This is a genomic window from Brachybacterium sp. p3-SID957 (genome assembly GCF_025144775.1).
GTDB lineage: Bacteria > Actinomycetota > Actinomycetes > Actinomycetales > Dermabacteraceae > Brachybacterium > Brachybacterium epidermidis.
Genome location: NZ_JALXKT010000007.1, coordinates 23,413 through 49,250, shown reverse-complemented (window position 1 = coordinate 49,250; position 25,838 = coordinate 23,413). Strand labels below are relative to the sequence as shown.

General features: G+C 72.8%; 22 protein-coding genes. 12 read left to right on the top strand and 10 right to left on the bottom strand.

Going from position 1 to position 25,838, the window contains the following annotated elements; genetic code table 11:
• Nucleotides 1-40: 40 nt before the first annotated feature.
• The 9 genes from M3B01_RS02720 to M3B01_RS02680 all read left to right on the top strand — a co-directional run bounded on the left by M3B01_RS02720 (nt 41) and on the right by M3B01_RS02680 (nt 11,289).
• Nucleotides 41-694, top strand: a complete 654-nt coding sequence (locus M3B01_RS02720) for an S-layer homology domain-containing protein (protein WP_259789283.1) — start codon at nt 41-43, stop codon at nt 692-694.
• Between the two features lie 289 nt (nt 695-983).
• On the top strand, nt 984-4,610 hold the full coding sequence (locus M3B01_RS02715; RefSeq protein ID WP_259789282.1) for a S41 family peptidase: 3,627 nt from the start codon (nt 984-986) through the stop codon (nt 4,608-4,610).
• Between the two features lie 6 nt (nt 4,611-4,616).
• Complete coding sequence (locus tag M3B01_RS02710) at nt 4,617-4,862, top strand: hypothetical protein (protein ID WP_259789281.1); 246 nt, start codon at nt 4,617-4,619, stop codon at nt 4,860-4,862.
• Between the two features lie 131 nt (nt 4,863-4,993).
• The gene (locus M3B01_RS02705; protein WP_259789280.1) at nt 4,994-6,094 is read left to right on the top strand and encodes a WD40 repeat domain-containing protein; all 1,101 of its coding nucleotides are present in this window, start codon (nt 4,994-4,996) and stop codon (nt 6,092-6,094) included.
• 76 nt (nt 6,095-6,170) lie between these two features.
• A complete protein-coding gene (locus M3B01_RS02700) occupies nt 6,171-6,695 on the top strand; it encodes a hypothetical protein (RefSeq protein ID WP_193865040.1) in 525 nt (174 codons plus the stop codon).
• A gap of 153 nt (nt 6,696-6,848) precedes the next feature.
• Nucleotides 6,849-7,559 carry a hypothetical protein gene (locus tag M3B01_RS02695; protein ID WP_259789279.1) on the top strand — a complete coding sequence of 237 codons (711 nt, stop codon included), beginning with the start codon at nt 6,849-6,851 and terminating at the stop codon, nt 7,557-7,559.
• 119 nt (nt 7,560-7,678) lie between these two features.
• Nucleotides 7,679-8,356 (top strand): copper chaperone PCu(A)C, encoded by a 678-nt coding sequence (locus tag M3B01_RS02690; RefSeq protein ID WP_259789278.1) that lies wholly within the window; start codon nt 7,679-7,681, stop codon nt 8,354-8,356.
• A gap of 95 nt (nt 8,357-8,451) precedes the next feature.
• On the top strand, nt 8,452-9,657 hold the full coding sequence (locus M3B01_RS02685; protein ID WP_259789316.1) for a Dyp-type peroxidase: 1,206 nt from the start codon (nt 8,452-8,454) through the stop codon (nt 9,655-9,657).
• 144 nt (nt 9,658-9,801) lie between these two features.
• On the top strand, nt 9,802-11,289 hold the full coding sequence (locus tag M3B01_RS02680) for a gluconokinase (RefSeq protein ID WP_259789277.1): 1,488 nt from the start codon (nt 9,802-9,804) through the stop codon (nt 11,287-11,289).
• A gap of 119 nt (nt 11,290-11,408) precedes the next feature.
• Here the strand turns inward: M3B01_RS02680 and M3B01_RS02675 are convergent, their stop codons facing one another.
• The 7 genes from M3B01_RS02675 to larE form a co-directional block, all read right to left on the bottom strand.
• Nucleotides 11,409-12,779, bottom strand: a complete 1,371-nt coding sequence (locus M3B01_RS02675) for a mannitol dehydrogenase family protein (protein WP_259789276.1) — start codon at nt 12,777-12,779, stop codon at nt 11,409-11,411.
• 2 nt (nt 12,780-12,781) lie between these two features.
• On the bottom strand, nt 12,782-14,227 hold the full coding sequence (uxaC, locus tag M3B01_RS02670) for a glucuronate isomerase (protein WP_259789275.1): 1,446 nt from the start codon (nt 14,225-14,227) through the stop codon (nt 12,782-12,784).
• Between the two features lie 141 nt (nt 14,228-14,368).
• Nucleotides 14,369-15,370: a LacI family DNA-binding transcriptional regulator gene (locus M3B01_RS02665; RefSeq protein ID WP_259789274.1), complete on the bottom strand. Its 1,002-nt coding sequence runs from the start codon at nt 15,368-15,370 to the stop codon at nt 14,369-14,371.
• A gap of 51 nt (nt 15,371-15,421) precedes the next feature.
• Nucleotides 15,422-15,742 carry a multidrug efflux SMR transporter gene (locus tag M3B01_RS02660; RefSeq protein WP_259789273.1) on the bottom strand — a complete coding sequence of 107 codons (321 nt, stop codon included), beginning with the start codon at nt 15,740-15,742 and terminating at the stop codon, nt 15,422-15,424.
• A complete protein-coding gene (locus M3B01_RS02655; protein ID WP_311203190.1) occupies nt 15,739-16,167 on the bottom strand; it encodes an SMR family transporter in 429 nt (142 codons plus the stop codon). The genes M3B01_RS02660 and M3B01_RS02655 overlap by 4 nt, the downstream gene beginning before the upstream one ends.
• Nucleotides 16,168-16,201: 34 nt before the next feature.
• Nucleotides 16,202-16,981 (bottom strand): nickel pincer cofactor biosynthesis protein LarB, encoded by a 780-nt coding sequence (larB, locus tag M3B01_RS02650; protein WP_259789272.1) that lies wholly within the window; start codon nt 16,979-16,981, stop codon nt 16,202-16,204.
• Nucleotides 16,974-17,846 (bottom strand): ATP-dependent sacrificial sulfur transferase LarE, encoded by an 873-nt coding sequence (larE, locus tag M3B01_RS02645; RefSeq protein WP_259789271.1) that lies wholly within the window; start codon nt 17,844-17,846, stop codon nt 16,974-16,976. The genes larB and larE overlap by 8 nt, the downstream gene beginning before the upstream one ends.
• Before the next feature lie 192 nt (nt 17,847-18,038).
• Between larE and M3B01_RS02640 the strand changes: the two genes are divergently transcribed.
• Nucleotides 18,039-19,088, top strand: a complete 1,050-nt coding sequence (locus M3B01_RS02640; protein WP_259789270.1) for a Gfo/Idh/MocA family protein — start codon at nt 18,039-18,041, stop codon at nt 19,086-19,088.
• Nucleotides 19,089-19,132: 44 nt separating this feature from the next.
• Here the strand turns inward: M3B01_RS02640 and M3B01_RS02635 are convergent, their stop codons facing one another.
• Complete coding sequence (locus M3B01_RS02635) at nt 19,133-20,473, bottom strand: lactate racemase domain-containing protein (protein WP_259789269.1); 1,341 nt, start codon at nt 20,471-20,473, stop codon at nt 19,133-19,135.
• Between the two features lie 306 nt (nt 20,474-20,779).
• Here M3B01_RS02635 and M3B01_RS02630 point away from each other — a divergent pair, with 306 nt between their 5' ends.
• Nucleotides 20,780-21,352, top strand: a complete 573-nt coding sequence (locus tag M3B01_RS02630) for a CueP family metal-binding protein (RefSeq protein ID WP_259789268.1) — start codon at nt 20,780-20,782, stop codon at nt 21,350-21,352.
• Between the two features lie 13 nt (nt 21,353-21,365).
• Here M3B01_RS02630 and M3B01_RS02625 read toward each other — a convergent pair whose 3' ends face one another.
• Nucleotides 21,366-23,474 (bottom strand): heavy metal translocating P-type ATPase, encoded by a 2,109-nt coding sequence (locus tag M3B01_RS02625; RefSeq protein ID WP_396123328.1) that lies wholly within the window; start codon nt 23,472-23,474, stop codon nt 21,366-21,368.
• Nucleotides 23,475-23,812: 338 nt separating this feature from the next.
• Between M3B01_RS02625 and M3B01_RS14610 the strand changes: the two genes are divergently transcribed.
• On the top strand, nt 23,813-25,192 hold the full coding sequence (locus M3B01_RS14610; RefSeq protein ID WP_311203189.1) for a LarC family nickel insertion protein: 1,380 nt from the start codon (nt 23,813-23,815) through the stop codon (nt 25,190-25,192).
• Nucleotides 25,193-25,203: 11 nt separating this feature from the next.
• On the opposite strand, the gene M3B01_RS02600 is transcribed toward M3B01_RS14610, so the two are convergent.
• Nucleotides 25,204-25,683: a hypothetical protein gene (locus tag M3B01_RS02600; protein ID WP_259789267.1), complete on the bottom strand. Its 480-nt coding sequence runs from the start codon at nt 25,681-25,683 to the stop codon at nt 25,204-25,206.
• Between the last annotated feature and the right edge of the window lie 155 nt (nt 25,684-25,838).

The following is a 25,838-nucleotide window of genomic DNA, read 5'->3' as shown; positions in this document are numbered from 1 at the left end:
TGCGGCCGCCGTGGCAGTGCCCATTGCGGGCCTCGCCCTTGTGACCAGGAGCTCGACCACCGATGACCCCGCCGCTGCACGGGCCGGCGGGATCCCCTCCCCCGGCCAGGTGCGGCCCGCGCTCGCCTCCTTCATCGACGTCCCAGCCGACCACCCGGCTGTCGAGGCCATCGCGTGGGCGCACGGAACGGGAGTGCAGCCCGGCCTGGAGGACGGCACTTACGCACCGGATTCCGAGGTCACCCGCGGGGAGCTCGCCGCTGCGCTGCATCGCCTGGCCGGTGCACCGGTGATCGACGTGGACGCCACACCGACCCTGCTCACAGACGTGCCGTCGGACCCCGAGCACGCCGCCGCCGTGCTGTGGCTGCACGGGCGGGGCGTGATCTGGGGTGATGCGGAACTGCGCGTGCATCCCGATGCCGCCGCCACGTGTGCCGAGGGAGCCGTGATCCTCACGGATCTGCTGGCACCGGCGTTGGTCGGGGCGGTGGTCGACGCAGCCCCGGCGCTCCAGGCGGTCCTTGCCGTGCTCGGCGGCTCGCACACCGTCGGGTCCGGAAACAGCACTGCGACCCGAGGTGTCGCGGGGCTCGATGGCGAAGCTCTCCGGGCCGTGGATCCCGATGCCCCGCTCACCCGGGCCCATCTCGCCCTGGCACTGCACCAGGTGGAGATCACCCTCACGAGCTGACTGCCACGGCACCCCATCGATGCGGGCTCGGGGGAGCCGCGAGGCGGCCGAGCAGAGGCGAGCGAGGAAGACGTAGCAGAGCAGAGGCGAGCGAGGAAGACGTGGCAGAGCAGCGGCGAACGAGGAAGCAGCGCACACGTCCCGTGGCCTTGCGGGTGATCGACGCCCCCTCCCGCGGCCGACACACGAGGAGTTGGCGCAATGGCGCCATCATTTCGCCAACTATCACGACCTCGACCGGCCCCGGCCCGGTATGACGCACGCCACGCGCACGCATAGGCTTGCCGGCATGCCGATGACGCCTGCGCATGCCGCTTACCTCCGCCATCCCGATGTCCACGGCGACACAGTCGCCTTCACCGCCGCGAACGATGTGTGGCTGGCCCCTCTCGCCGGTGGCCGTGCCTGGCGGCTCACGGACGAGGGCGCGCCCGTGTCCTACCCTCGCTTCTCCCCGGACGGCGCGCACGTCGCCTACACCTCCCGCACCTCCGGCGGCCCCGAGGTGTGGGTGATCGCCTCCGACGGCTCCACCGCGCCCCGTCGCCTCACCACCTGGGGCCGCCCCTCCACCCGCGTGGCCGGGTGGCTGTCCGACGGGCGCGTGCTAGCCGCCTCCAGCTACGGAGCGCCCCTGGCCCGCGACATGCAGCTGTGGGCGACCGACCTCGAGGGCACTGCCGTCCTGCTTCCCCTGGGGCGCTCGGCCGAGGCCGCGATCCACCCGGACGGCACCACCGTGGTCGTCACCCCGTGGCGCCGCGAGCAGTCGGCCTGGAAGCACTACCAGGGCGGCACCGCCGCGAAGCTGTGGATCTCCCACGAGGCGCTCGCGCTCGACGCCTCCCCGGATCAGCACGCCGCCCGCCCCTGGGAGCCGCTGCTGGACGAGCTGCTGGCCTCCAAGACCCGGGTCGCCTGGTACGGGGACCGCCTGGTGTTCGCCTCGGACACCCCGGGCGCGGGCGCCGCACTCACGGATCGCGCCACCGCGAACCTCTGGTCGGTGCGGGCCGACGGCACGGACCTGCAGGTCCACACCTCGCTCACCTCCGAGACCGGGTACCTGCGCGAGCCCGCCACCGACGGCACCAGCATCGTGTTCACCTCCCGGGGCCGCCTGTTCGCGATGGACTGCCTGGACGCTGAACCGCGCGAGGTCGAGGTGCAGGCCACCGGCGTGGGCGCCTCCCGTCTGGCCCGTCCGGCGTCGGCCACCGAGAACCTGCTGGCCATCCGGCCGGTGCACGATGCCCGTGCGAGCCTGGTGGAGTGGCGCGGCAGCGCCCACGTGCTCACCCACCGCGGTGGGCCCTCCCGCCTGCTGGCCGGCGCCTCCGGGCTGCGCATCCGCGAGGTGCGCCCCCTGGGCCGCTCCCCCTTCGCACTGCTGGTCACCGACGAGCAGGCGCAGTCGGACCGCGAGGACGGCGGCGTCGGTTCGGACGTCCTGGCGGTCGCCCGCCTGGACGGCAGCGGGAAGCCCACCCTGCTGGATGTGGGCGATGTGGGCCGGATCCTGCACGCGGTCCCCTCACCGGACGGCTCCAAGGTGGCGATCTCCACCCACGACAACCGGGTGCGCCTGGTGACGCTGCGCGGCATCGAGGACCCCGCGCTGACCTCTCACCGCGGCCGCAACGCCGCGGCCCGCACCACCGGTGAGGCCGGCCCCGAGTCCTGGCAGCAGGACGAGGCCACCCCGCCCGAGCCTCCGCGCCTGGACCGCGTGCGGGAGGTGGGCCGCTCGAACGGCGGCGAGATCCGCGACCTGGCCTTCTCCCCGGACGGCCGCTACCTGGTGTGGGCCGAGCCGAACTCGTGGCTGCTGGGCCGGTTGATGATCTCGGACACCGAGGACGCCGACCCCACCGGCCGGGCCCTGACCTCCGGCAAGTACCAGGACTCCGCCCCGGCCTTCAGCGCCGACGGCAAGCACCTGGCCCTGCTGTCGATGCGCACCTTCGAGACCATCTACGACGACATGGTGTTCGACCTGGGCTTCGTCAATGCCGAGCGTCCGTTCCTGATCCCTCTGGAGCGCACCACCGCCGATCCCTTCGGCCCCCACCCGGACGGCTGGTCCGCCTCCGAGGAGGAGCCCACGGGGGAGGGCAAGGACGGCCGGGGCACCGGCCCGTCGGCGCACGGATCCGGAGCCGACGGTCAGGGCGGGGCACACAGCACCTCGCAGGGCGCGCATGCGGAGGCGGCCGATCAGCCCGCCGGGGCCACCAGCCCCGCCGGGGCAGGCGATGCCCAGCGTCCGCCGCGCACGCACGTGGACCTCGATGCCGTCGAGTCACGGATCGTGCCGTTCCCGGTGGAGTCCGGGAAGTACTCGCACCTGACCGCGGTCAAGGGCGGCTTCGTGTGGCTGCGGCACCCGCAGCTGGGCATCCTGGGCTCCGCCCGGGCCGGCGTGGAGGGCGAGGCGCCCACCCCCAGCCTCGAGCACTGGAGCCTGGCCGACCGCAAGCTGACCGTGCTGGCCGAGGGCGTCACCGACGTGGCGGCCTCCGGGGACGGGGAGTCCCTGGTCATCAAGCAGGGCGAGGACTGGGTGCAGGTGCCCGCCTCCCGCAAGGCGGAGGACCAGGACCCGGCCCGCATCGCGATCGACACCGCCCGCCTGCGGCTCACCGTGGACCCGGTGGCCGAGCGGCGCGGCATGCTGTGGGACAACTACCGGATCATGGCCCAGCAGTTCTGGCGGGCCGACATGGATGGTCAGGACTGGCACGCCATGACCTCCTGGTACGAGCCGGTGCTGGAGCGCGTGGTCACCGACGACGACTTCCAGGACATGATGTGGGAGGTGGTGGGCGAGCTGGGCACCTCCCACGCCTACGTGCAGGGTGCGGTGTACACGGCGGATCCGCCGATGCTGCCCGGGTACCTGGGGGCGGATCTGCAGCGGGCCGGGGATCGCTGGGTGATCACCCGCATCCTGCCCGGCGACTCCTCGGATCCGGACGCCCGCTCCCCGCTGCTGGCCCCCGGTGTGGCCGCCCAGGTGGGCGATGCGATCGTGCAGGTGGACGGTCGCGAGGTGGGCCCGGACGGTGTGGAGCCGCTGCTGATCGGGGCGGCGAACCGACCCACCGAGCTGGTGCTGGAGCGCGACGGCGGGCACCGTCGGGTGGCGGTCACCCCGCTGCCGGACGATACCCAGCTGCGCTACCAGGCCTGGGTGGCCTCCCGCCGGGAGCGGGTGGAGGAGCTCTCGGGCGGTCGACTGGGCTACCTGCACATCCCGGACATGGTCTCCTCCGGCTGGGCGCAGATGCACCGTGACCTGCGGGAGGCCTCCACGAAGGAGGGCATCGTGGTGGACGTGCGGTACAACGCCGGCGGCCACACCTCGCAGCTGGTCACCGACCGTCTGGCGCGCCGCGTGCTGTCCTGGGACTACCCGCGCCACGAGGCCCCCGGCACCTACCCCGAGTTCGCCCCGCGCGGCCCGGTGGTGCTGGTGACCAACCAGGAGGCCGGCTCCGACGGGGACATCGTGAACGCGGTCTCCCAGGCGATGGGGATCGGCCCGGTGATCGGCACCCGCACCTGGGGCGGCGTGATCGGCATCGACGGCCGCTACGACCTGGTGGACGGCACCGGCATCACCCAGCCCAAGTACGCCAGCTGGTTCGAGGGCGTGGACTGGTCCATCGAGAACTACGGGGTGGAGCCGGACATCGAGGTGCCCTACCCGCCGGGCGCCTGGGTGGCTGATGCCGATCCGCAGATCGCACGGGGCGTCGAGGAGGCCCTGGCGCTGCTGGAGCAGAAGCCGGCCGCGGTGGCACCGCCGCTGCCGCCGGCCCGGTTCGCCTCCCCCTCGGCATCCACGACCTCGCCCGCACCCCGGCCGGCGTCCACGGAGCCGTCCGTCCCTGACCCCACCGAGGAGGGCTGACAGCTCATGAGCGCGGACATCGACCGCAGGATCCTCGACCTCCCGGTGAGCGTGGCGCACGGGGAGGACCGCATCTCCATGATGCTGGACCTGCCCGTGGGATCGATCGGCGAGCACGCCGGCACGGGCGGGGTGTGGGAGCACCTGACGCAGCCGGAACTGCTTGCCGGCTTCGCCGGTGACCTCACCTTCGAAGAGCTCCAGCGGTACCAGCAGGACGCCGGGGTGCCAGTCAGTGAGAAGCGCACGTGACCGGCCGCCGATCATCGCGGCCAAGCACCGCACCGCAGCATCGGCTCCGTTCGCTCCGCGGGGCGCGCGCCCCGTTCCGCCGAGGCCGTCGGCTGCTCCTCCTGCTCGCCGGCGGTCTGCCGGCCGGTGCGATGCTCGCGGCCTGCGGTCCCGATGACGACACGCCGCCCGTCGGTGGGTCCGAGCTGCGGGCCAGCACCTGCCACCAGGGCCGCACGGTGGAGCCCCCCGCCCCGGCCGAAGGGGTATCGGGCACGTCCGAGGTGGCGGTCGATCAGTCCGTGCTCGCCCCCGTCGGCCTGGCCGTGTCCCCGGACGGGGCCATGATCGCCGCCAACGCCGGTCGGGGACGCAAGGCGACCGGTGCCTCCGAGACCGCCGGAACGGTGTTGTGGAACGCCTCCGATGGCTTGGTGGCACGGCGCTTCGACAACGACCTCTCCGGGGCGATCGCGTGGAGTCCGGACGGTTCACTGCTCGCTGTGGGCGGCCCTCAGCACATCGAGCTGACCAGCCCGGATGGTGAGGTGTTGTGGACCCTGGACGGTCACGGCCCCCGGCTCGAGGGACTTGGCCGCTCCTCGATCCACGCCCTCTCCTTCAGCACTGACGGCAGCACGCTGGCCTCCGTGGGGCCGGACGGCACCGTAAGGCTGTGGACGGGGATCGGCAGCGGGTGCGCGCCGGCCCCGGTCCTCGATGTGCGCTCGCTGCTCCCGCTGTCCCTGAGCATCAGCCCGGACGACACCACCCTGGCGGTCTGCGGCACCGCCGCCCCCGTCCAGCTGTGGAACCTCGGGACCGCCGAGCGCATCTCCCAGGTGGAGGGACCGGAGTTCGCTCCCCGCGCTGTCGCCCACACCCCCGACGGCACAGTCCTGATAGGGACCGGGATCCCCGCCGAGAGCACGGCCGACAGCACCGAGGAGGCGCGCCTGTACGCCCTGTCCCCGAGCGGCGACCTCCAGGAGGCTCCTCGGCCACCAGGGCTCGCCGCCGACACGATCGCCGTGACCGCCGACGGCAGCCGTGTCGCCGTCGGCAGCACCACCGACATCCAGGTCATGGTCTGGGACCGCTCCACCGGACAGCACGAGAACCTCCCCCGGGCCACTGGAGCGACCGGCCCCCTGGCGTGGTCGCCCGACGGCAGTGTCCTGTACGGCGCCTCCGCGTCCCAGGGTGTGATCGCCTGGGACGGCACGACCTGGACCACCTTGGAGACCCCGTGACCCCGCCCGCACCCCGACGTCCAGGGCCGCCGGAACGGTCCGGACGACACCGCCGGAGCACGACGAAAGAGGCACCGTGACTTTTCCCAACATCATGGAGGACTTCCTCCGCGACCCGACCCCGGAGCATCGCGATCGACTGCGGGCGGCCATCATGGACGCCCCCCGGTACGACCCGCTGGTCTCGATCGCCGGTCTGCTCGCCGACGGATCAGGCACGGACACGAGCACCGATGAGGCGACGGCGGCCCGTGCTGTGATCGACACGATCTGGGAGCACATGCCCGCGCTGTTCCTCAGCCCGCAGGCCCACCTCCACCTCGCCCGTGCCTACAGCACCGTCGGTGCCCACAAGGACTCCGAGAGGGAGCGCAAGCTGGCCGCACTGTCGCTCGACAGCATCCGCGGTGACGGCACCGGCGGAGAGGACTCGCCCTACCAGGTGCTTCGCGTCGAGGACGAGTACGACCTGCTCGCCTCCTCTCGCCTCCGCTCCGTCGGGCAGACACTGCGGGAGAGCGACGAGAGTGCGTTCGACATCCACACCCTGGAGGACGGCGCCTCCCTCTGGTTCGAACTGCTCTGGCGTCGCCGGTCGTGACACCGGCACCCACGGGGATCGACGACGACCTCGGTGGTATCCGGCGGCCCGCTGGCCCCTCCGCGGCCCCACGGCCTGTGCTGGACGGACGGATCACGGGTATGGTCTCGGTCCAGGGCTGCCCAGAGGGTCGCCCTGGGCCACAATGGGGGCATGTCCTCGAGCCGTGAGCCCCTGCGCCTTGTGCGGGGGGCTGCCGCCGCTACGGTCGCCACGGCCGTCGCGCTGACCGGCCACGTGTTGGGCGGGGGCCTGGTTCCCGCCTTCCTGGGTGTGTTGCTGCCGTGGTGGCTGTCGGTCGCGGTGTGCACGGTGCTGGCCGGTTCCCGGTTCTCCCTGCCGCGGATGGCGCTGGCGGTGGTCGGCTCCCAGGCCCTGTTCCACGGTCTGTTCATGGCCGGCACCCCAAGTGATCCCTCGGCCCATCTGGTGGCCCCGCCCGGGGATCACCTCGGCCACGGTGTCCACCACGGACATCTCGCCCCGGGAGGCGACGCCCCTGCCCCTCACGCCATCGGGCCTGTGGCCGAGACCCCTGCTCACACGGCCCACGGTGTGGGCGACCTCGCCCAGCACGCCCTGCACGGGGACCATAGCGGGACGGCGATGATCCTGGCCCACCTGCTGGCCGCCGCCCTCACCACCGTGCTGCTGCACCGCGGTGAGTCCGTGCTGCACCGCTGCTTCACCCTGGCCACACGGCTGGGGCGCTTCTGGATGCGCCCTGCCGCCACCCCGACGATCCCGGTCCTCGTGACCCGTCCTCGTCGCGCGGCATCCGCACCCCTGCACCTGACGCACACCCAGCGCGCCCAGATCGAACCCCAACTTCGACGCGGTCCTCCCCTGGTCCTAGCCGCCTGACCTCGCCGGTCAGGCACTCCCCGTCGGCGCCCCATGCGCCGGCCAGACCATCTCCCGAGCTCCCCGCCGTCCGTGCGCCTTCGCGCCGCGGCGGTGCGAGCCGTCCAGAAAGGACCCCCATGCCCCGCACCACCCTGACCCGCACACCACTGTCCGGTGTCCCCCTGTCCCGTGTCCCCCTGTCCCGCGTCCCCCTGTCCCGGCGCACCGCCGTGCGCTCCGCCCTGGCCTTGCCCCTGCTGGCCCTCCCCCTGGCAGCCTGCACCACCGGGGAGGGCGCCGGCGAGGACGCTGACCAGGACCCGGCATCCGAGGATCCCGGCGCCGACACCACCACCGGTCCCGCCGCCCCGAGCGGACCGGTGACCATCACTGATCCCTGGGTGAAGGCCGCCGAGGGAGACATGACCGCCGTGTTCGGCACCCTCACCAACACCTCCGGCACCGAGATGATCCTGCTGGGTGCCACCACCGATGCCGCCGACGCCGTCGAACTGCACCAGACCGCCTCCGACGGCTCCGGCGGCATGAGCATGCAGGAGAAGGAGGGCGGCTTCCCCATCCCCGCCGGCGGCGAGCTGCTGCTGGAGCCGGGCGGGGACCACATCATGCTGATGGGTCTGACCGCGCCGCTGCTGCCCGGCGACGAGGTGGAGCTGGTGCTGCAGTTCGAGGGCGGCACCGAGCACCCCATGACCGCCACCGTCAAGGACTTCGCCGGAGCCCAGGAGAACTACGGAGGCATGGAGGAGCCCAGCGACGGCGGCGGTGAGCACGGCGCGGAGGGGGACGAGTGACCCCCGAGCCGCGCGCGCGTCAGCCGCACACCCACGAGGCAGGCTCCCCTGGGGAGCTCGACCCCCGCGCCCCGAGCCGCCCAGGACGCCGCGGCCTGCTGCTGGCCGGCACCGCCGGTGCGGGCGCCCTGGGCGTCGGCGCGGCGGCCGTCGGCCTGGAGCGCGCGCTGCGCGGATCAGGGCCGACATCCGGGCCCGCCGATCAGGCCGAGGCGCCCCTGCACGGTGAGGCCACCCTCCCCTTCCATGGTGAGCACCAGGCCGGCGTGGGCACTCCCGCTCAGGCCTCGTCGTCGTACCTGGCCCTGGACCTGCGCGAGGAGGTGGACCGCGCAGGCATCATCCGCATGCTGCGACTGCTCACCGACGATGCCGCCCGGCTCACCCAGGGACGGCCGGCCCTGGCCGACACCGAGCCGGAGCTGGCCACCGCCCCGGCCCGCCTCACGGTGACCTTCGGGTTCGGGCGCGGCCTGCTGGAGCGGGCACAGGTGGAGGTGCCCGCGTGGCTGGGTCCGCTGCCGGCCTTCGAGATCGACGAGCTGCAGGAGGAGTTCTGCGGCGGTGACCTGCTGCTGCAGGTGGCCTCGGACGATCCGCTCACGGTCTCCCATGCGGCACGGATGCTGCTGAAGGACTCCCGCGCCTTCACCACGGTGCGCTGGGTGCAGCAGGGCTTCCGTCGGGCCCACGGCACCGAGCGCCCGGGCGTCACCCAGCGCAACCTGTTCGGTCAGGTGGACGGCTCGGCTAACCCGCAGCTGGACAGCAGCCACTTCGACACCGTGGTGTGGATCGACGAGGGTCCCTTCGCCGGCGGCACCTCGATGGTGATCCGCCGGATCCGCATGGACCTGGACGGCTGGGACGAGGCCGATCCGGCCGCGCGTGAGCAGTCCACCGGCACGAAGCTGTCCAACGGTGCACCGCTGAGCGGCCAGGAGGAGGGCGACCACGCCGACTTCGAGGCGCGCAGCGAGCACGGCTTCCCACTGATCCCGGAGTTCGCGCACATGCGGCGGGCCCGTGGGGTGGACGAGGGCGTGCACGACGAGATCTTCCGCCGCCCCTACAACTACGAGGACCCGCCCGCTCCCGGCAGCGGGGCGCTCTCGGAGTCGGGGCAGATCTTCACCTCGTTCCAGGCGGACCTGGAGGGGCAGTTCATCCCCATCCAGCAGCGGCTGTCGGACCTGGACCTGCTGAACATGTGGACCACGCCGATCGGTTCGGCGGTGTTCGCGATCCCGCCGGGCTGCGCGGAGGGCGAGTTCGTGGGGCAGTCGGTGATCGGGGACTGAGCGGGGGCCCGGCCCCGGTGGCAACAGGCGGCGTGTCCGGGACCGCCACAGCCCCTGCCCCTATCCTGAACGGGACGGACCCCGCTCCCGGCATCGCTGCCCGAGGACCGCCGGAACAGACCCCAGCCGCAGGAGACCCACGCCATGCCCCGTTTCGCCATTCCCGATGAGGATGCACTGGCCCCCCTCGTGATCGGCCTGGACGTCGGTTCGGGCGGCGCCCGAGCCGGGGTGTACGACGCCACCGGCCGGGAGGTCGGCAAGCGCACCCACAAGCAGCCCCACGGCTTCACCGTCGGCGATGACGGCACCTCCACCATCGATGCAGACGTGATCGTCGAGGGCCTGCGCACGGCTCTGGGGAAGGTCCTGTCGGATCCGCTGCCCGGCCCCGTGATGGCGATCGGCTTCGACGCCTTCGCCTCCTCCCTGGTGGTGGTCGACGAGGCCGGCGAGCCGCTGACCCCGTGCATCACCTACGCCGACACACGCTGCCGCGCCCAGGTGGCCGCGCTGCGCGAGAGCCTGGACCCGGTGGCGCTGCACGAGCGCACCGGCGCCCGCCTTCACTCCTCGTACACGGCGCCGCGCCTGGCGTGGCTGCGAGAGGAGCACCCCGATGTGTTCTCCCGCGCGCACCGGTTCATGGCGCTCGGCGAGTACGTGGCCCTCAAGCTGCTCGGTACGCCGGCCCTGGGCACCGCCTCTGCGGCCTGGTCGGGGATGATCGACCGCCGCACCGGGCAGTACGTGCCCGAGCTGCTCGAGGCGGTGGGCGTGGACGCGGCGATGATGGGCACCCCGCTGGATCCCTCCGATGCCCCGCCCCTGGCGGGCACCCCGCTGGCGAAGGAGTTCCCGCAGCTGAAGGAGGCCGTGTGGGTGCCGGTGATCGGGGACGGCCTGGCGGCGAACATCGGCATCGGCGCACTGGGCCCCACCACCTGGGGCATCTCCACCGCCACCTCCGGTGCGATCCGCCAGCTGATCACCGGGGAGACGCCCACGCTGCCGACGGGCCTGTGGGCCTACCGCGTGGATGCGGATCGCACCCTGGTCGGCTCCGCCATGAGCGACTGCGGCCGGGTGCTGGACTGGGCGCGCAACCAGTTCTCCCTGGCCGACGACATCTCCGCCTGGGACACGGACGAGCTGTTCGCCGCGGCACCGGAGTCCTCCACCCCGCTGGTGGTGCCGTTCTTCTCCGGCGAGCGCGGCACCCAGTGGCGCGATGGTGCCCGTGCCCTGTACGCGAACGTGTCGGCCTCCACCACGGCGGAGGACCTGCTGCGCGGCTCGATGGAGGGCGTGGCCCTCAGCTACCTTCGCATCGCCGATCAGCTCACGGAGATGGGCGGGACCCCGGAGCGGATCGTGCTCTCCGGCGGCATGACCGAGGCGATCCCGGCCTGGCTGCACCTGCTGGCCGACGCCCTGGGTGCACCGATCGATCACGTGGCGATCTCCCGCTCCACGATGCGCGGCTCCGCCGTGCTGGCTCTCGAGCAGGCCGCCCCGGGCGTCGAGGTGGCCGAGGCCCCGGTGCGCAACCGCATCGAGCCGCGTCCCGAGCACGCCGACTACTACCGGGAGCGCCTGGACCGCTTCGAGAAGCTCGCCGACCTGGCCTGACTTACCGACCCGCCCCGGCCCGGACCGCACCCTAGCGTCCAGCAGCGCTCCGGGGCCTCGGTGCGGGACCCGCTCGCGACACGTGGCCGGGCCACCCGCGCGGCCGCAGAGGGTAGGTTTCAGCCCCGCGGAAGGCGCTTCTCCTCCGCCGCCACCTTCGCGACCAGTGCGTCGGCGCTCTCACCCTCGAGGCCCAGCAGCGCCACCAGGGCGGTCACCCGCGCGGTGTCGTCCTCGAGCGCGGCGGCCTGGGCGATGCCCTCGGCCCGCGGATCGGCGACCTCGTGGCCATCGCGGCTGCGCTCGGTGACCCACAGGGTCCAGGCGGCGACGGCGGCGACGGCACCTGGAGCCTTGTCGGGACCGCCGCGCTCAGCGATCACCGGCAGAGCCCGCACCTGCAGCTTCTCGGACCCGTCGGCGGCGATCCGGATCAGCGCATCGGCCAGGCGGGGGTTGCGGAAGCGCTCCTCGAGGGCGGTGGTGTAGGCGTCCAGCTCGTCCTCGGGCAGGGGCAGCGTGGAGCGGGCCTCGGACCACAGGGTCTCCACCAGGGCCCGCACCTCGCGGTGAGCGATCGCCTCGTTCACGCGCTCACAGCCGGCGAGCTGCCCGGCGTAGGCCATCAGGGAGTGGGAGCCGTTGAGCAGGCGCAGCTTGCGCAGCTCATGCAGCTCGACGTCGTCGGTGAGCTGCACCCCGGCCTTCTCCCACTCGGGGCGTCGGCCGCGGAAGGCGTCCTGCACCACCCATTCGGTGAAGGGCTCGGTCACCACGGGCACCTGGTCGGCCAGGCCCGTCTCGCGCAGCACCAGGTCCTTCTCCTCCTCCGAGGCCGAGGGGGTGATGCGGTCCACCATGGTGGAGATGACGTCGACGTGGTCGTCGAACCAGGCGCGGGTCTCCTCATCGGCCGCGTCCAGCACGGCCTTCTTCAGCACGGCGCCGTTGCCGGAGAGGTTGTCGCAGGAGACCAGGGCGATCGGCTCGGTGATCCCGGCCTCGCGGCGGGCCCTCAGCGCCCCGGCCAGTCGTGCGGTGGCGGAGGTGGCGGGGTCGTTGCCGGCGCTGTAGCCCTTCTCGGTGATGGTCAGGGTGACCACCGCGGTGAAGGGATCCGCGATCAGTCGGTCCAGCGCCTCGACGTCGGAGGCGGCGAAGGCCTCGTCGATCACGTCGATGATCTCGACCTCGTCCCGCTCGGGACCGCGCACCACCAGGCCGTACTTCCCGCTCTGGGAGTTCAGCGCCTCGGCCATGGCGGGGCTGCGGCCGGTGAAGGCGGCCACCTCCCAGCCTCCGGCCTGCTGGGTGGCCACCAGGGTGTGAGCGCGGGCGAAGTTGCCGATGCCCAGGTGGACGAGGCGTCCGAATGCCTCAGGAGCGGCAACCCCGGCGGAGCCGGCCGCCTCAGGCGCGGCAGCCCCAGCGGAGCCGGCCGTCTCGGGAGCGGCGGCGCCGGTGGGTGCAGTGCCGGCGGGTTCCGTCATGATCAGTTCTCCTTCGCGGCGGGGCTGCTCTGCGGCAGGCGGAACACCTCGCGGGGGTGGGTTGCCGGGAGGGCGTCGGCGATGTCGACGGCGTCCTCCAGGCGCATGCGGTGCTCGGCCACGAGGCCGGCGAGGTGGTGGGAATCGATCCGCCGTGCCATGTCGTGGCGGGCGGGGATGGAGCAGAACGCACGGGTGTCGTCGATGAACCCGCTGGTCCGGCTGTAGCCGATGGTCTCCGAGACGGCGCGGCGGTAGCGCAGGATCGCATCGGGCGCATCGATGAACCACCACGGCGCACCGGCGTACACGGAGGGGTAGAAGCCGGCCAGTGGGGCGATCTCGCGGGAGAACACCGTCTCGTCGATCGTGAACAGCACCAGGCGGAAGGCGGGGTCCAGGCCCACGTCGTTCAGCACCGGAGCCAGAGACGTCACGAACTCCACGGAGGTGGGGATGTCGGCGCCCACGTCGGCCCCAAACTTCTCGAACGTCCCCTGGTGGTGGTTGCGGTGCACGGCGGGGTGCAGCGTCATGACCAGGGAGTCGTCGGCCGCCATGCGGGCCTGGTCGGCCAGCAGGTGACGGCGCAGTGCCACGGCCGCGTCGGCGTCGATCCGCCCCTCGCGGGCCTCGGTGTACAGCCTGCTCGCCTCGGCCTCCTCGAGCCGGGCGGTGCCGGGGTCGGCATGGGCGTGGTCCGAGGAGACCGCGCCGTGGTCGCGGAAGTACTGGCGGCGCGCCCGCATCGCACGGTCGTAGCCCTGGTAGGTGCCGGTGTCCTCCGCTGCGGCCTCGCCGAGGGCATCGGTGAGCTCGCGGAAGTCGGCCCGGGCGGGCTCGAGGTACTTGTCGGGCCGGAAGGTGGGGATGACCGAGCCGGTGAAGGCCTCGTCGGCCGCGAGGGCCCGGTGGGCGGAGAGGTCGTCGACGGGATCATCGGTGGTGGCCAGCACCTGGATCCGGAACTGGTCGAACAGGGCGCGGGGTCGGAACTCCGGCCGGGCCAGCTTCTCGGCAATCGCGTCGTACATCGCATCGGCGGTGCGGGGGCTCAGCACTGTCTCCAGGCCGAACACCTGGTGGAACTCGTGCTCCATCCACAGCCGCGAGGGCGTGCCGGCGTACGCGTGCCAGTGCTCGGCCAGCAGTTGCCAGGCGGCGCGGGCGTCCTGCTCCTCGAGGGGTCCGCGGCCGACGCCGAGCTCGGCGAGATCCACGCCGCGGGCGTGCAGCAGACGGGTGACGTAGTGGTCGGGGGTGATGAACAGGCTGGTGGGGTCGCGGAACGGCTCGTCATCGAGCAGCAACCGGGGGTCCACGTGGCCGTGCGGGGAGATGATGGGCTGATCCCGCATGCGCTGGTAGAGGGTCCGGGCGATCTCGCGGGTCGCGGGGTCCGCGGGAAGCAGGCGGTCCTCGTGCGGCGTGTAGGCGTCGTTGCTCATGGGTCCATGATCCCGGGCCTCATCCGCCCCGCGCCCGGGGTTGTCATCGGTTGCCGCTCGCCGCGCACAGGTCCGCGCCCGCCACGGCCCGCCTCAGTGCCCCCGCCACGGCCCGGCTCAGTGCACCCACCGTGCCCTGGCTCAGTTCACCCGCCGCGGCCCGGTGGAGCCCCGGACGACCAGGCGCACCGGCTGCGACCCCTCCAGCGGGGTGCGGTGCGCCGAGGGGTTCTCGATCCGTCGGATCAGTCGGTCGACGGCTGCGCGTCCCTGGGCGCGCTTGGGGGTGGCGAGCGTGGTCAGCCCCCCGCCGACGAAACGGGCCAGGGGGATGTCGTCGTGCCCGATGACGGACAGCTCACCGGGCACCCGCACCCCTGCCCGCAGGGCGGCGACCAGGAACCCCAGCGCGATCAGGTCGTTGTAGCAGATCACAGCGTGGGGAAGGACGCCGTGGAGGTCCTCGAAGGCCTGCTCGCCGCCGGAGGTGGTGGGCGGGTAGGGCCCGTGCCGGCGGATCTGGATGCCGTGCGCCGTCGCCGCGGACCGCGCCGCGCGCCACCGCTCCGCGTCGGACCAGGAGTTCACGGGGCCGGCCACGTAGGTGACCAGGCGGGTGCCGTTCTCGGCCAGGTGGGCCATGGCCTGGGCCATGCCGTGCTCGTAGTCGGGGGTCACGGAGTCCAGGCCGGCCACGCGCCGGTTCATCACCACCACCGGGATGCGCTTGGTGAGGTGGTTGAGGGTGGCGTCGGAGAGCCGGGTGCCCGCGAGCACGATCCCGTCCACCACGTCCACGGCGCTGAGCAGGCTCTGCCGCTCGCGGGCCTCGTCCTCCACGCTGTCCAGCAGCAGCAGCATGTGGTCGTGCTCCTTCACTGCCTCCTGCATGCCGGAGATAAGCTCGGCGAAGTAGGGATTGGTGAGATCGGGGACCTCGATCCCCAGGCGGTCGTGGCGCTGACCGCGCTCCTGAGCGGGCGGGGGTGCGCTGCGGTAGCCGAGCTCCTTGGCCGCGGCCATCACCTTCGCGTGGGTGGCGGCACTGACCCGGCCGGGACGCGAGAAGGCACGGGACACCGTGGAGGGTGCCACCCCGGCGTGCGCGGCGACGTCGTAGATGGTCACGCGGTCTTCGGTCATCCGCCCACGTTAGTCCCCCCAGGTGGCAACCGGCGGCAATCTTCCTGTCGGTCAGTGCCCGGCGCCCAGCTCGATCAGCAGCACCCCTGCGCCGATCATGCCGATCCCTGCGATCATCAGCGGTGTCATCGGCTCGTGGTGGATCAGGCGGGAGAAGATCGCGGTCAGCGCCACCCCGGCCGCCGTCCACACCCCGTAGGCGACGCCGAGCGGCACGCCGGTGCGCAGCGCCCCGGTGAGGAAGACGAAGGCCAGCACGTACCCGATCAGCACCACGGCGTACAGCCAGGCCCGGCCGGTGGCGGCGGACTTCAGGGTGAGGGTGGCGCTGACCTCGCTCAGCACCGCGCCGATCATGAACACCCAGCTCATCGCACCTGCTCCCCTGCCGCCGGCACCGCAGTCGCCCGCCGTGCCCGCTGGGCGCCGACCTCGATCGCCAGCACTCCGGTCACCACCAGGGCGATCCCGGCGGCCATCATGGCGTTCAGCTGCTCGCCGAAGATCCAGGACGACAGCATTGCGGTGCCCACCACGCCCATCGCTCCCCAGATCCCGTAGGCGACGGCCAGCCCCATGCCGCGTCGCAGCACCACCGCCAGCAGTCCGAAGGCACCCGCGTACCCGGCCACCACGACCACGTAGAGCATCGGCTGGGCGATCGCACCCTTGAGAGAGAGGGTCGCGGCCATCTCCACCACGATGGCCGCGGCCAGCAGCAGCGAGGTGAGGGCCACGGACCGGCCGGCGGGCCGGTGCGGGGCGGTCGCGGGAGAGGGAGCGGGGGCGGTGGTCACCGCAGAACCGTACCCAGCGCGGGCGTGCGCGCAGTCAACGGTCGTTGGTGTCGCTGAGCACATCTGCCGGCGCCCAGCGGGCGATCTGGGCGGCGAGGTGCCCGGCGCCGTAGCCGTTGTCGATGTTGACCACGCCGATGCCGGGCGCGCAGGCCGACAGCATGGTCAAGGCGGCGGTCACGCCACCGCCTGCCACGCCGTAGCCGACGGAGGTGGGCAGAGCGACCACGGGCGCGCTGATCTGACCGGCCACCACGGTGGGCAGGGCCCCGTCCATGCCGGCGGCGACCACCACGCAGGCGGCCTCGCGCAGCTCGGGCAGGCGGGCCTGGAGGCGGTGCAGGCCAGCGATGCCGATGTCGGCGATCAGGCGGGTGGGGCGCCCCAGGTGACGGGCGGTGAGCTCGGCCTCCCGGGCCGCGGGCAGGTCGCTGGTGCCTGCGCAGGCCACGATCACCAGGCCCCCGGCGGGCGGGGGCGGCTCGGCGGGCCACGCCACCATCCGGGCCTCCGGTTCCCAGTGGGCATCGGGCAGCGCTGCGAGCACGGCCCGCGCCCGCTCCTCGTCCGCGCGGGTGAACAGCACGGGGCCGAGGTCGGCGGCGAGCTCGGGCTGCTCGCGGGCGATGCGGGCGTACTCTGCGGCGATCGCGGTGAGGTGAGCGAGGCTCTTGGCGTCGCACAGCACGGCCTCCGGGGCCCCGCGGCGGGCACCGCGGCCCAGGTCCAGCTCGGCGACCCCGTCGATCCGCCCGTCGATTCGCCCGTGGGTCCGCCCGCCGGCCTGCCCTGCGTGCTCAGCGTGCTCAGGCACGGGGGACTCCTCGCTGGTCCAGCAGGGTGAGGGTGAAGGCGCCGGACTGCATGCCCTTCAGGTCCACGGCGGCGAAGCGGAACCCGGCACCGATGGCGGCGCGGTGGATCGCGGTGCGCACCTCCGGCTCGACGGAGCGGGCCAGAGCGTCCGAAGGCAGCTCGATGCGGGCCACGTCGCCGTGGTGCCGCACCCGGGAGTCGGCGAAGCCGAGCTCGCGCAGCGCCTCCTCGACGGTCTCCACCTGGCGCAGCTTCTCAGGGGTGACCTGCTGCCCGTGGGGGATCCGGGAGGCCAGGCAGGGCGCGGCCGGCTTGTCGGCGCACGGCAGTGCGAGGGCGCGGGCCACGGATCTGACCCGGGACTTGTCCAGGCCGGCCTCGGCCAGGGGGCGCAGCACGCGGTGCTCGATGGCGGCGCGCGCACCGGGCCGGTCCGGGCGCAGGGCGTCGTCGGCGTTCTCGCCATAGGCGACCGCTGCCAGGCCCAGCTCGCTGACCAGGGCGTCGTCGATGCGGGAGAACAGCTCGTCCTTGCAGAAGTAGCAGCGGTCCACGTCGTTGGCGATGTAGCCGGCCTTCTCCCCCTCGTGGGTCTCGACCTCCACGACGCGCACGCCGATCACCGCGGCGGTCTCGTGGGCGCCGCGGCGCTCGGCGGCGGCCAGGGACGGGGAGATGCCGAGCAGTGCCACCACGTTCTCGGCGCCGAGTGCGCGCACGGCCAGGGCCAGCAGGGTCGCGGAGTCCACACCCCCGGAGTAGGCGACGCCGAGGGGTGCAGCGCCCTCGACGAGCGTGGCCACCCGGTCGGCGGCGGCCAGGTCCTCACCGGCCAGCTGCATGGGGGTCATGGACGCGGTCATGGGACTCCTTCGCTCGGTCTCGCTCGGGTCCCGCAGGAACGGGCGCCGTTCAGCCTACCCACCTGGATGACGGCCGGTCCGGGGCGGCCATGTGCTGCCGCGGGCCCGGCGACAAGGCACGGCAATCGGTAGCCTGGCAGCGTCCCCGCGCCGGATCCTGGTGGGTCCCGTCCCGCTCGACGAGGAGAACAGATGCGGAACCTCAGGACTGCCGTGATCGGCTGCGGCGACATCTCCCCTCTCCACATCGACGCGATCGCCCAGCTGCCCGGTGCGGAGCTGGTGGCGGTGTGCGACACCGACCCGGGACGCCGCGCTCAGGCGGCCCAGGATGCCGGGGTGCCCGGCACCGCCACCCTCACCGAGACCCTCGATCGGTTCTCGCCGGACGTCGTCCACCTGTGCACCCCCCACGACCAGCATGCCGACCTCGCCATCGAAGCCCTGGCCGCCGGGGTCGAGGTGCTCACGGAGAAGCCGCTGGCCTCCACACTGGAGGACGCCCGTCGCATCGTCGATGCCGCCGCCGCTCCCGGGGCGCCGCGCATCGGGGTCTGCTTCCAGAACCGGTACAACGCCACGGTCCAGGAGGCCCACCGGGTGCTGACCATCGGCGAGCTGGGGGCGCCGACGGGGGCCGCCGCGACGGTCGCCTGGCACCGCACCCCCGACTACTACCGGGCCAGGCCCTGGCGCGGCACCTGGGCGGGCAGCGGCGGCGGACTGCTGATCAACCAGGCCATCCACACCCTGGACCTGCTCCAATGGCTGCTGGGCGGGGTCTCCGCCGTCGCCGGCTGCGCCTCCACCGACGTGCTGGGCGGCACCATCGAGGTGGAGGACACCGCGACGGCCACCCTCACCCATCCGTCCGGCACGCACAGCGTCCTGCTGGCCACCAATGGGGCGCCCACGAACCTGCCCGTCCGGATCGACATCGTCTGCGAGCGCGGGACCCTGCAGATCGCGCGTGAGCTCACGGTGCTGCCCGCCGACGGGGAGCCGCGGGTGGTCGTCGAGCGCGCGGCCCCGGCAGGGGCCCGCTCCTACTGGGGTGCCTCCCATACGGCCTTGATCAGCGACTTCTATGCCGGCCACGGCAGCGGTGAGCCCTTCTGGATCTCACCAGCCGAGGCGCTGCCCGCGCTGCAGGCGCTCAAGGCCGTCTACGACTCCCCGCGCGGGTTCCCGGACCGTCCCGGTGCCGAGCTGGACCGGGACAACCCGCTGCGGGACGTCTGACCCGCGGGTCGAGCTCAGCTCCCCTCAGGCTCAGACCCCCCGGATCAGACCCCCTCGCGCTCCGAGGCAAGGCGGAACAGCACCTCGCCGGCGTGGTCGATCACCAGGGTGTCGGGGTCATCGCGCAGCGCGTCGATGTCCAGGCTCGCTGGGTCCACGTAGGTGACGTTGTACGCCTCGCACACCTCCTGGGGGATGGAGGTGGCGAAGGAGCGCCGCACGCGCTGCTGCTCCACCCCCGTCTCCGGGTCGTAGGTGCCCAGGCCCGTGACGTGCGTGGAGTGCGCGAGCTCGCCCCAGGGGTGGTCCTTGAAGCGGTCCCACTGCTTGGTGAAGTACTCGATGTTGTGGTACCCGATGTCGCGCAGCCCGGGGTGCATCGCGGCCACCTCGGTGATGTGGGGGGCGTAGATGATCACCTCGCCGCCGTCGGCGCACACCGGCTCGGACTTGTAGAAGCCCTTGGCGCCGGTCCAGATGTCCTCGTACATCTCCGGCACCAGCGCCACGATGCGCTTGAACGGCTTCTCCACGTAGGTGATGTGGGTGAGCGCGGAGATCCTCGCGATCGCGGCCCACGCCGCCTGGGGGTCGCCGAAGGCGAGGGCGTTGAGGTCCTTGCCGCCGGAGATCACGTCCATGGTGAAGCAGAGCTTGTCGGTCTCCACCAGGTCGCTGGCGGCGTCGATCAGCTGGCGCACGGGGGTGATGCCCAGGGTGCCGATGATGCGGCTGGCGGTGATCAGGGCCCCCACCCAGTGGGACACGTCGATCACGTCGTGCACGGAGCAGCCGGGGAAGAAGTACTTGTTGCCGCCGGAGAATCCCACCACCTCGTGGGGGAACACGGGGCCCACGATCAGGTTCACGTCGGACTCGACGCACAGCTTGTTGATCTGCACCCGCATGGGGGTGTCGGCCAGCAGTCCGGCGGTGAGCTCGCTGATCCGCTCAGCGGGGATCTCGCCCAGGTCCGCGATCTGCTCGGGGTCGTCCCAGGCGTGGTTGACGATCTTCCAACCGGGGTAGGCGGCCGCGATGCCGTCGGCATCAGGGGCGCCGACCAGGCGGGCGATGGCCTCTGGTGCCATGGCGGCGTGGGTGCCCAGGGCGATCAGCACCGTGACGGAGGCGGCGCGGCTGGCGAGCGCAGCGTGGATCGGCTTCAGCACCCGCGGCAGGGGCACGGAGCGGGTGCCGTCGGGGATGATCAGGCACACGCTCTTTCCGTCGAGGTCCTGGCCGGCCAGCTGCTGGGCAACGAACTCGTCGATCTGCTCCTGGGCGAGGATGCCGCCCGGGCCTCCGAGGAGGGCGGCGCGTTCGGCCAGGCCCTCGGGGATCGGGTGGATCGCGGGCTGCTGGGTCGCGGTCGTCTCGCTCATGGCTCCCACTATGCGCCGTGGCCTGGCCGGGAACAAGGACGGCCCGGCTCATGTCCGTCTCCGAGCTGCCGCCGCGGCCGCCCGAGGCGTCGGAGCTCGCGACCCTCGCAGCCCACCCCTTGGTGCTCCACGCCCTCAGCACACCGCATCGGCGGTGCCCGGACGGCCGAGCGATCGGCGTGGCCTGGCTGGCCGAGGCGCGGACTCGCGTCGAGAGGTGAGGCCGCGGGACCGCGGTCCCAGCTCGCGCATACCCTGCCCGGGTATGGTCGGAGCGTCCTCGCCGTCGTCCCGAAGGATCCTCCGATGACTGTCGCCCTGCCGCGTCGGACCCTGCTCGCCGCCCTCGCCGCGACCCCGCTGGCGCTCGCCGGCTGCTCCGCCGGCCCGTCGGCCGCGGAGGAACTGCTCTCCGCCCACGACCTGCCCGCCGGCACGGCCCGCGAGGTGATCGACGCGCTCGAAGCGCTGCCGCTCCACGAGCGGCCCTCGGAACTGCTCGCCTCCGTCGGCACCGACGCGCTCACTCTCTCCGACACCGCAGGGCGGGAGGCGACCCTCGAGCTGCCCGCGGAAGAGCTGTACGTCTCGGTCGCGCCGTTCGTGTCCAGCACCCATGAGTGCTTCCTCCACAGCCTCACCACGTGCCTCGGCGAGCTGGCGGAGGAGGAGCTCGCGGTGCGGGGCGAGGACGCCTCCGGGACGGTGCTGATCGACGAGGAACGCACCACCGCACCGAACGGCTTCCTGGGCCTGTGGCTGCCCCGGGATACGGAGCTCACGCTCACCCTCGCCGGAGCGGCAGGCGAGGCCACGACGACGCTGCGCACCGACGCCGAGGCCCCCACCTGCATCACCACGATGCAGCTGGGGGCCTGAGCAGGGCAGGGCCTCAGCGCCGGGCGGCGACCGCCTCGGGACGCAGGTCCAGACGGCGCAGCAGCTGCGCGTTCAGCGCCACCACGACGGTCGAGGCGCTCATCAGCAGCGCGCCGACGCTCATCGGCATGACGAACCCGATCGGGGCAAGCACACCGGCGGCGAGCGGGACCGACAGCAGGTTGTACCCGGCCGCCCACCAGAGGTTCTGCCGCATCTTGCGGTAGGCGGCGCCCGACAGCTCGATCACCGACAGCACCGCGCGCGGGTCCGAGGAGGCGAGCACCACCCCGGCCGAGCCGATCGCGACATCGGTGCCGGCGCCGATCGCGAGGCCGACGTCGGCCCGGGCGAGGGCCGGCGCGTCGTTGACGCCATCGCCGACCATCGCGACCTTGCGGCCCTCGTCCTGCAGCGCGGCGACGCGGCTCGCCTTGTCCTCGGGACGCACCCCGGCGAAGATCCGGTCGATGCCGAGCTCGGCGCCGACGTGCTCGGCGACGTTCTGTGCATCGCCGGTGATCATGACGACCTGGATGTCGCGGGCGTGGAGGGCGTCGATCGCCTCTCGGGACTCCTGGCGCACCGCGTCGACGAGCTTGAGGGCGCCGACGGCCTCGCCGCGCTGCAGCACGTGCAGCACGATCGCGCCCTCCTCGCGCCAGGCGGGGGCCTCCTCGAGCTCCGCGGCGCCGGTCTCCTCGAGCAGGCGCGGCCCGCCCACACGGATCTCGTGCCCGTCGACCTGCGCGCTCACGCCGAGCGCGGGGGCGGAGGCGACTTCGGAGGCGGCGGGGACGGCGACCCCGTCGGCCGCGGCCCGTTCACGGATCGCGCCGGCGAGCGGGTGCTCGCTCTCGGACTCGGCCGCGGCCGCCAGGCCCAGCAGGTTCTGCTCGTCGAGCCCGCTGCCGGGGGCGACGGCGATCTCGGAGAGCTCGGGCTCGCCGCGGGTGAGGGTGCCGGTCTTGTCGAACAGCACGGTGTCCACGGTGCGCATGCCCTCGAGAGCGAGGCGGTCGGTGACGAGCACACCCGCGCGGGCGGCACGCTCGGTCGCGAGCGAGACCACCAGCGGGATCGCCAGGCCCAGCGCGTGGGGGCAGGCGATGACCAGCACGGTGACGGTGCGGATGACGGCCTCGTCGGGCATGCCCAGCAGCGCCCAGACCAGCGCGGTGATGACGGCGGCGCCGAGCGCGAACCAGAACAGCCAGGCGGCGGCCCTGTCGGCGATGCGCTGGGCGCGGGAGGAGGAGGACTGCGCCTCGGAGACCAGGCGCTGTATCCCGGCGAGCGCGGTGCCCTCTCCCGTCGCGGTGACCTCGATGCGCAGGTTCGAGTCGGTCGCAACGGTGCCGGCGACCACGCGGTCCCCGGCCGTGCGCTCGACGGCCCGGGACTCGCCGGTGATCATCGACTCGTCGACGTCGGCGCGGCCCTCGACGATGGTGCCGTCGGCCGGGATCGAGGCGCCGGGGCGGACCAGCACGAGGTCGCCGGTGCGCAGGTCGGAGGGGGCGACGGTGACGATCTGGTCGCCCTCGATCCGCTCGGCCTCATCGGGCAGCAGCGCGGCGAGGGAGTCGAGGGCCGAGGAGGTCTGCGCGAGGGAGCGCATCTCGATCCAGTGCCCGAGCAGCATGATCACGATCAGCAGCGCGAGCTCCCACCAGAACTCGAGTTCGTGGTGGAGCAGGCCCAGGGTCGCGCCCCAGGAGGACAGGAACGCGACGGTGATGCCGAGGCTGATCAGCAGCATCATCCCCGGTGCGCGGGAGCGGAGCTCGGAGAGCCCGCCGGTGAGGAACGGCTTCCCGCCCCACGCGTACATGACGGTGCCGAGGATCGGTGCGATCCAGCCGAGGCCCGGCGCGTCAGGGATCGTGTAGCCGATCAGGTGCGCGAACATCGGCGAGAGGCCGACGACCGGCACCGCGAGCACCAGCATGATCCAGAACATCCGACGGAACTGCGCGACGTGATCGCCGTGCCCGCCATGTCCCCCGTGCCCGTGGTGTCCGGCGTGCGCGTCGTGACCGGCGTGCGTGTCGTGACCGGCGTGCATGTCGTGGCCGCCGTGATCGTGGTGAGCCCCGCTCCCGTGATGCCCGGCATCCATGTCGCGCCCGGCGTGCGCGTCATGGCCGTCGTGGCCCCCGCGGCCCTCGTACTGGTGCGTGCCCCGATCGCCGCCCTCGCCGCCGAGAGCGACGTGGGAACCCTGCCGTCCGTGCCCCTCGTGATGCGTGCTCATACCGCGACCATATACCCCTGGGGGGTATTGGCCAAGGGCGGGGGCGCGACGCCACCCACCACTCCTCACCGAACGCCGGCCTGGTGGCCGCCATGCTGGCGGTGGGCGAGGTCGCCGTAGAGACCGTAGGGGTCTCCGACGAGGCGTGAGCGACCGCGACGGCCTGCTCGATCTCGGCGAGCCCGGGCCGATACGATCCGGTCATGGATCCCGCCACGCCCCGCACCGCCTATCTCGACGCGACCGCCGGGATCGCCGGCGACATGCTGCTCGCCGCGCTCGTCGACGCCGGCGCGGACCTCGCGGGCGTCCAGCGCGTGCTCGACGCGCTGGTCCCGGACTCGGTGCGCTTCGTCCGCTCCGACGTTGACCGCGGCGGGCAGCGCGCGGTCAAGGTCGACGTGGAGGTGCTGGTCGACGACCCGCCGCACCGCACCTGGGCCTCGATCCGGGAGCTGCTGGAGCGTTCCCGTGGGAACGTCGACGTCCCTGAGCGCACCGTCGACCTGGCGCTGGCGGTGTTCGGCCGACTCGCCGAGGCGGAGGGCGCCACCCACGGGGTGCCGGCCGACGAGGTCCACTTCCACGAGGTGGGAGCGCTGGACTCGCTGGCCGATGTGATCGGCGCCTGCGAGGCGTGGCGGCAGTTGGGCATCACCCAGGGCACCGCGAGCGTGATTGCGGTCGGCTCCGGGCGCATCCGCGCCGCTCACGGGGACATCCCGGTGCCGGTGCCGGCCGTGGCCCGCCTGGCCATCGGCTGGCCGACCGTGGCCGGGGAGATCCTGCCCGGGCGCGGCCATCACCACGACCACGACCACGACCACGACCACGACCACGACCATCATCACTCGCACGACGAGCACCTCCCTGCCCACGCACAGGGCGGCCCCCACGCGCACGGCGGCCGGAAGGTCCCCCCGGGCGTCGCCCCCGGCATCGGCGAGCTCGCCACCCCCACCGGAGTGGCCCTGCTGCGCGGCCTGGCCACCACGGCGGGCCCACAGCCGGCGATGACCGTGCTGGCCCTCGGGATCGGCGCCGGTACGAAGGACACCCCGGGCCGACCGAACGTGGTGCGCGTGGCGATCGGCGAGCCCGTCGGCCATCCCACCGGCTCACCGCTCCACGACGTCCACGACACCCCCACCTCCGCCGTGCAGATCGAGGCGAACGTGGACGACCTGGATCCGCGCCTGTGGCCAGGGGTGGTCGATGCTCTCCTGGACCATGGCGCGCTGGACGCGTGGCTCACGCCTATCGTGATGAAGCACGGCCGCCCTGCCGTGACCGTGCACGCCCTCGCCAGGCACGACGCCGCCGATGAGCTCGCCGATCTGCTGATGCGCTCCACGGGCACGCTCGGCGTGCGGATGCATGCCGTGGAGCGCCGCATCCGCACCCGGTCCTTCGAGCACGTCGAGGTGCGCGGCCAGCGGATCGCGGTGAAGGTCGCCCGCGACGCCGACGGCACGGTGGTGCGGCGGGAGCCCGAGTTCCGGGACGTGGCCGCTGCGGCCCGCGTCGCGGGGCTCACGGAACGGGAGATGCTCCACCTGGCGCGCACCGCGGCGGAGGGGTAAGCGCCGTGTGATCAGATGTAGGTCTCGAACGCCAGGAACTCGCCGGGATCGCCAGTGCGGCACAGGATCAGCTCATAGAACTGCACGTTCTCCACATCCCATCTGCACGCGGTGGGGTGCACATCGCTGACGTCGTCCCCGGTCTCGCCGGCTTCCTCGATCAGCTGGTCCAGGTGGTCGGCGTCGCCACCATCGGCTGCCCGGGTATACGTCTCCGGGTCGAACAGGCTTCCCGGCGCTGGATCAGGAACTCGGATGCGGTAGATGGTGACGAAGTCGGTCGTGAATCCCCCGTCGGAGCGCGCCACCATCGTGAACTCGGCATCCGCGGGCAGCTCTATCTCGGACTTCTGCTCAAAGACGGCCCGCCAGTCAGGTTCCTCGACGGCATCCATCAGGCTGCACCCGGTCACTCCCACACCGAGGATCACCGCTGCGAGAAGGCTCCGCGCACTGCTTCCCATGCTCGTCCTCAGCTCTTGGATGTCCATGGCGACCTCCGTCGGGTCCAGTGCCTGACCGTGCTCTCCACCTGACCGTAAGGGGCCGCCGCCGATGCGTCTCGACATTCACCACGTCCGCGCTGAACCTGCACCAGTCCTCCCCTGCACCGACCGCTTGCCCGGTGATTCACCTGACGGATCCG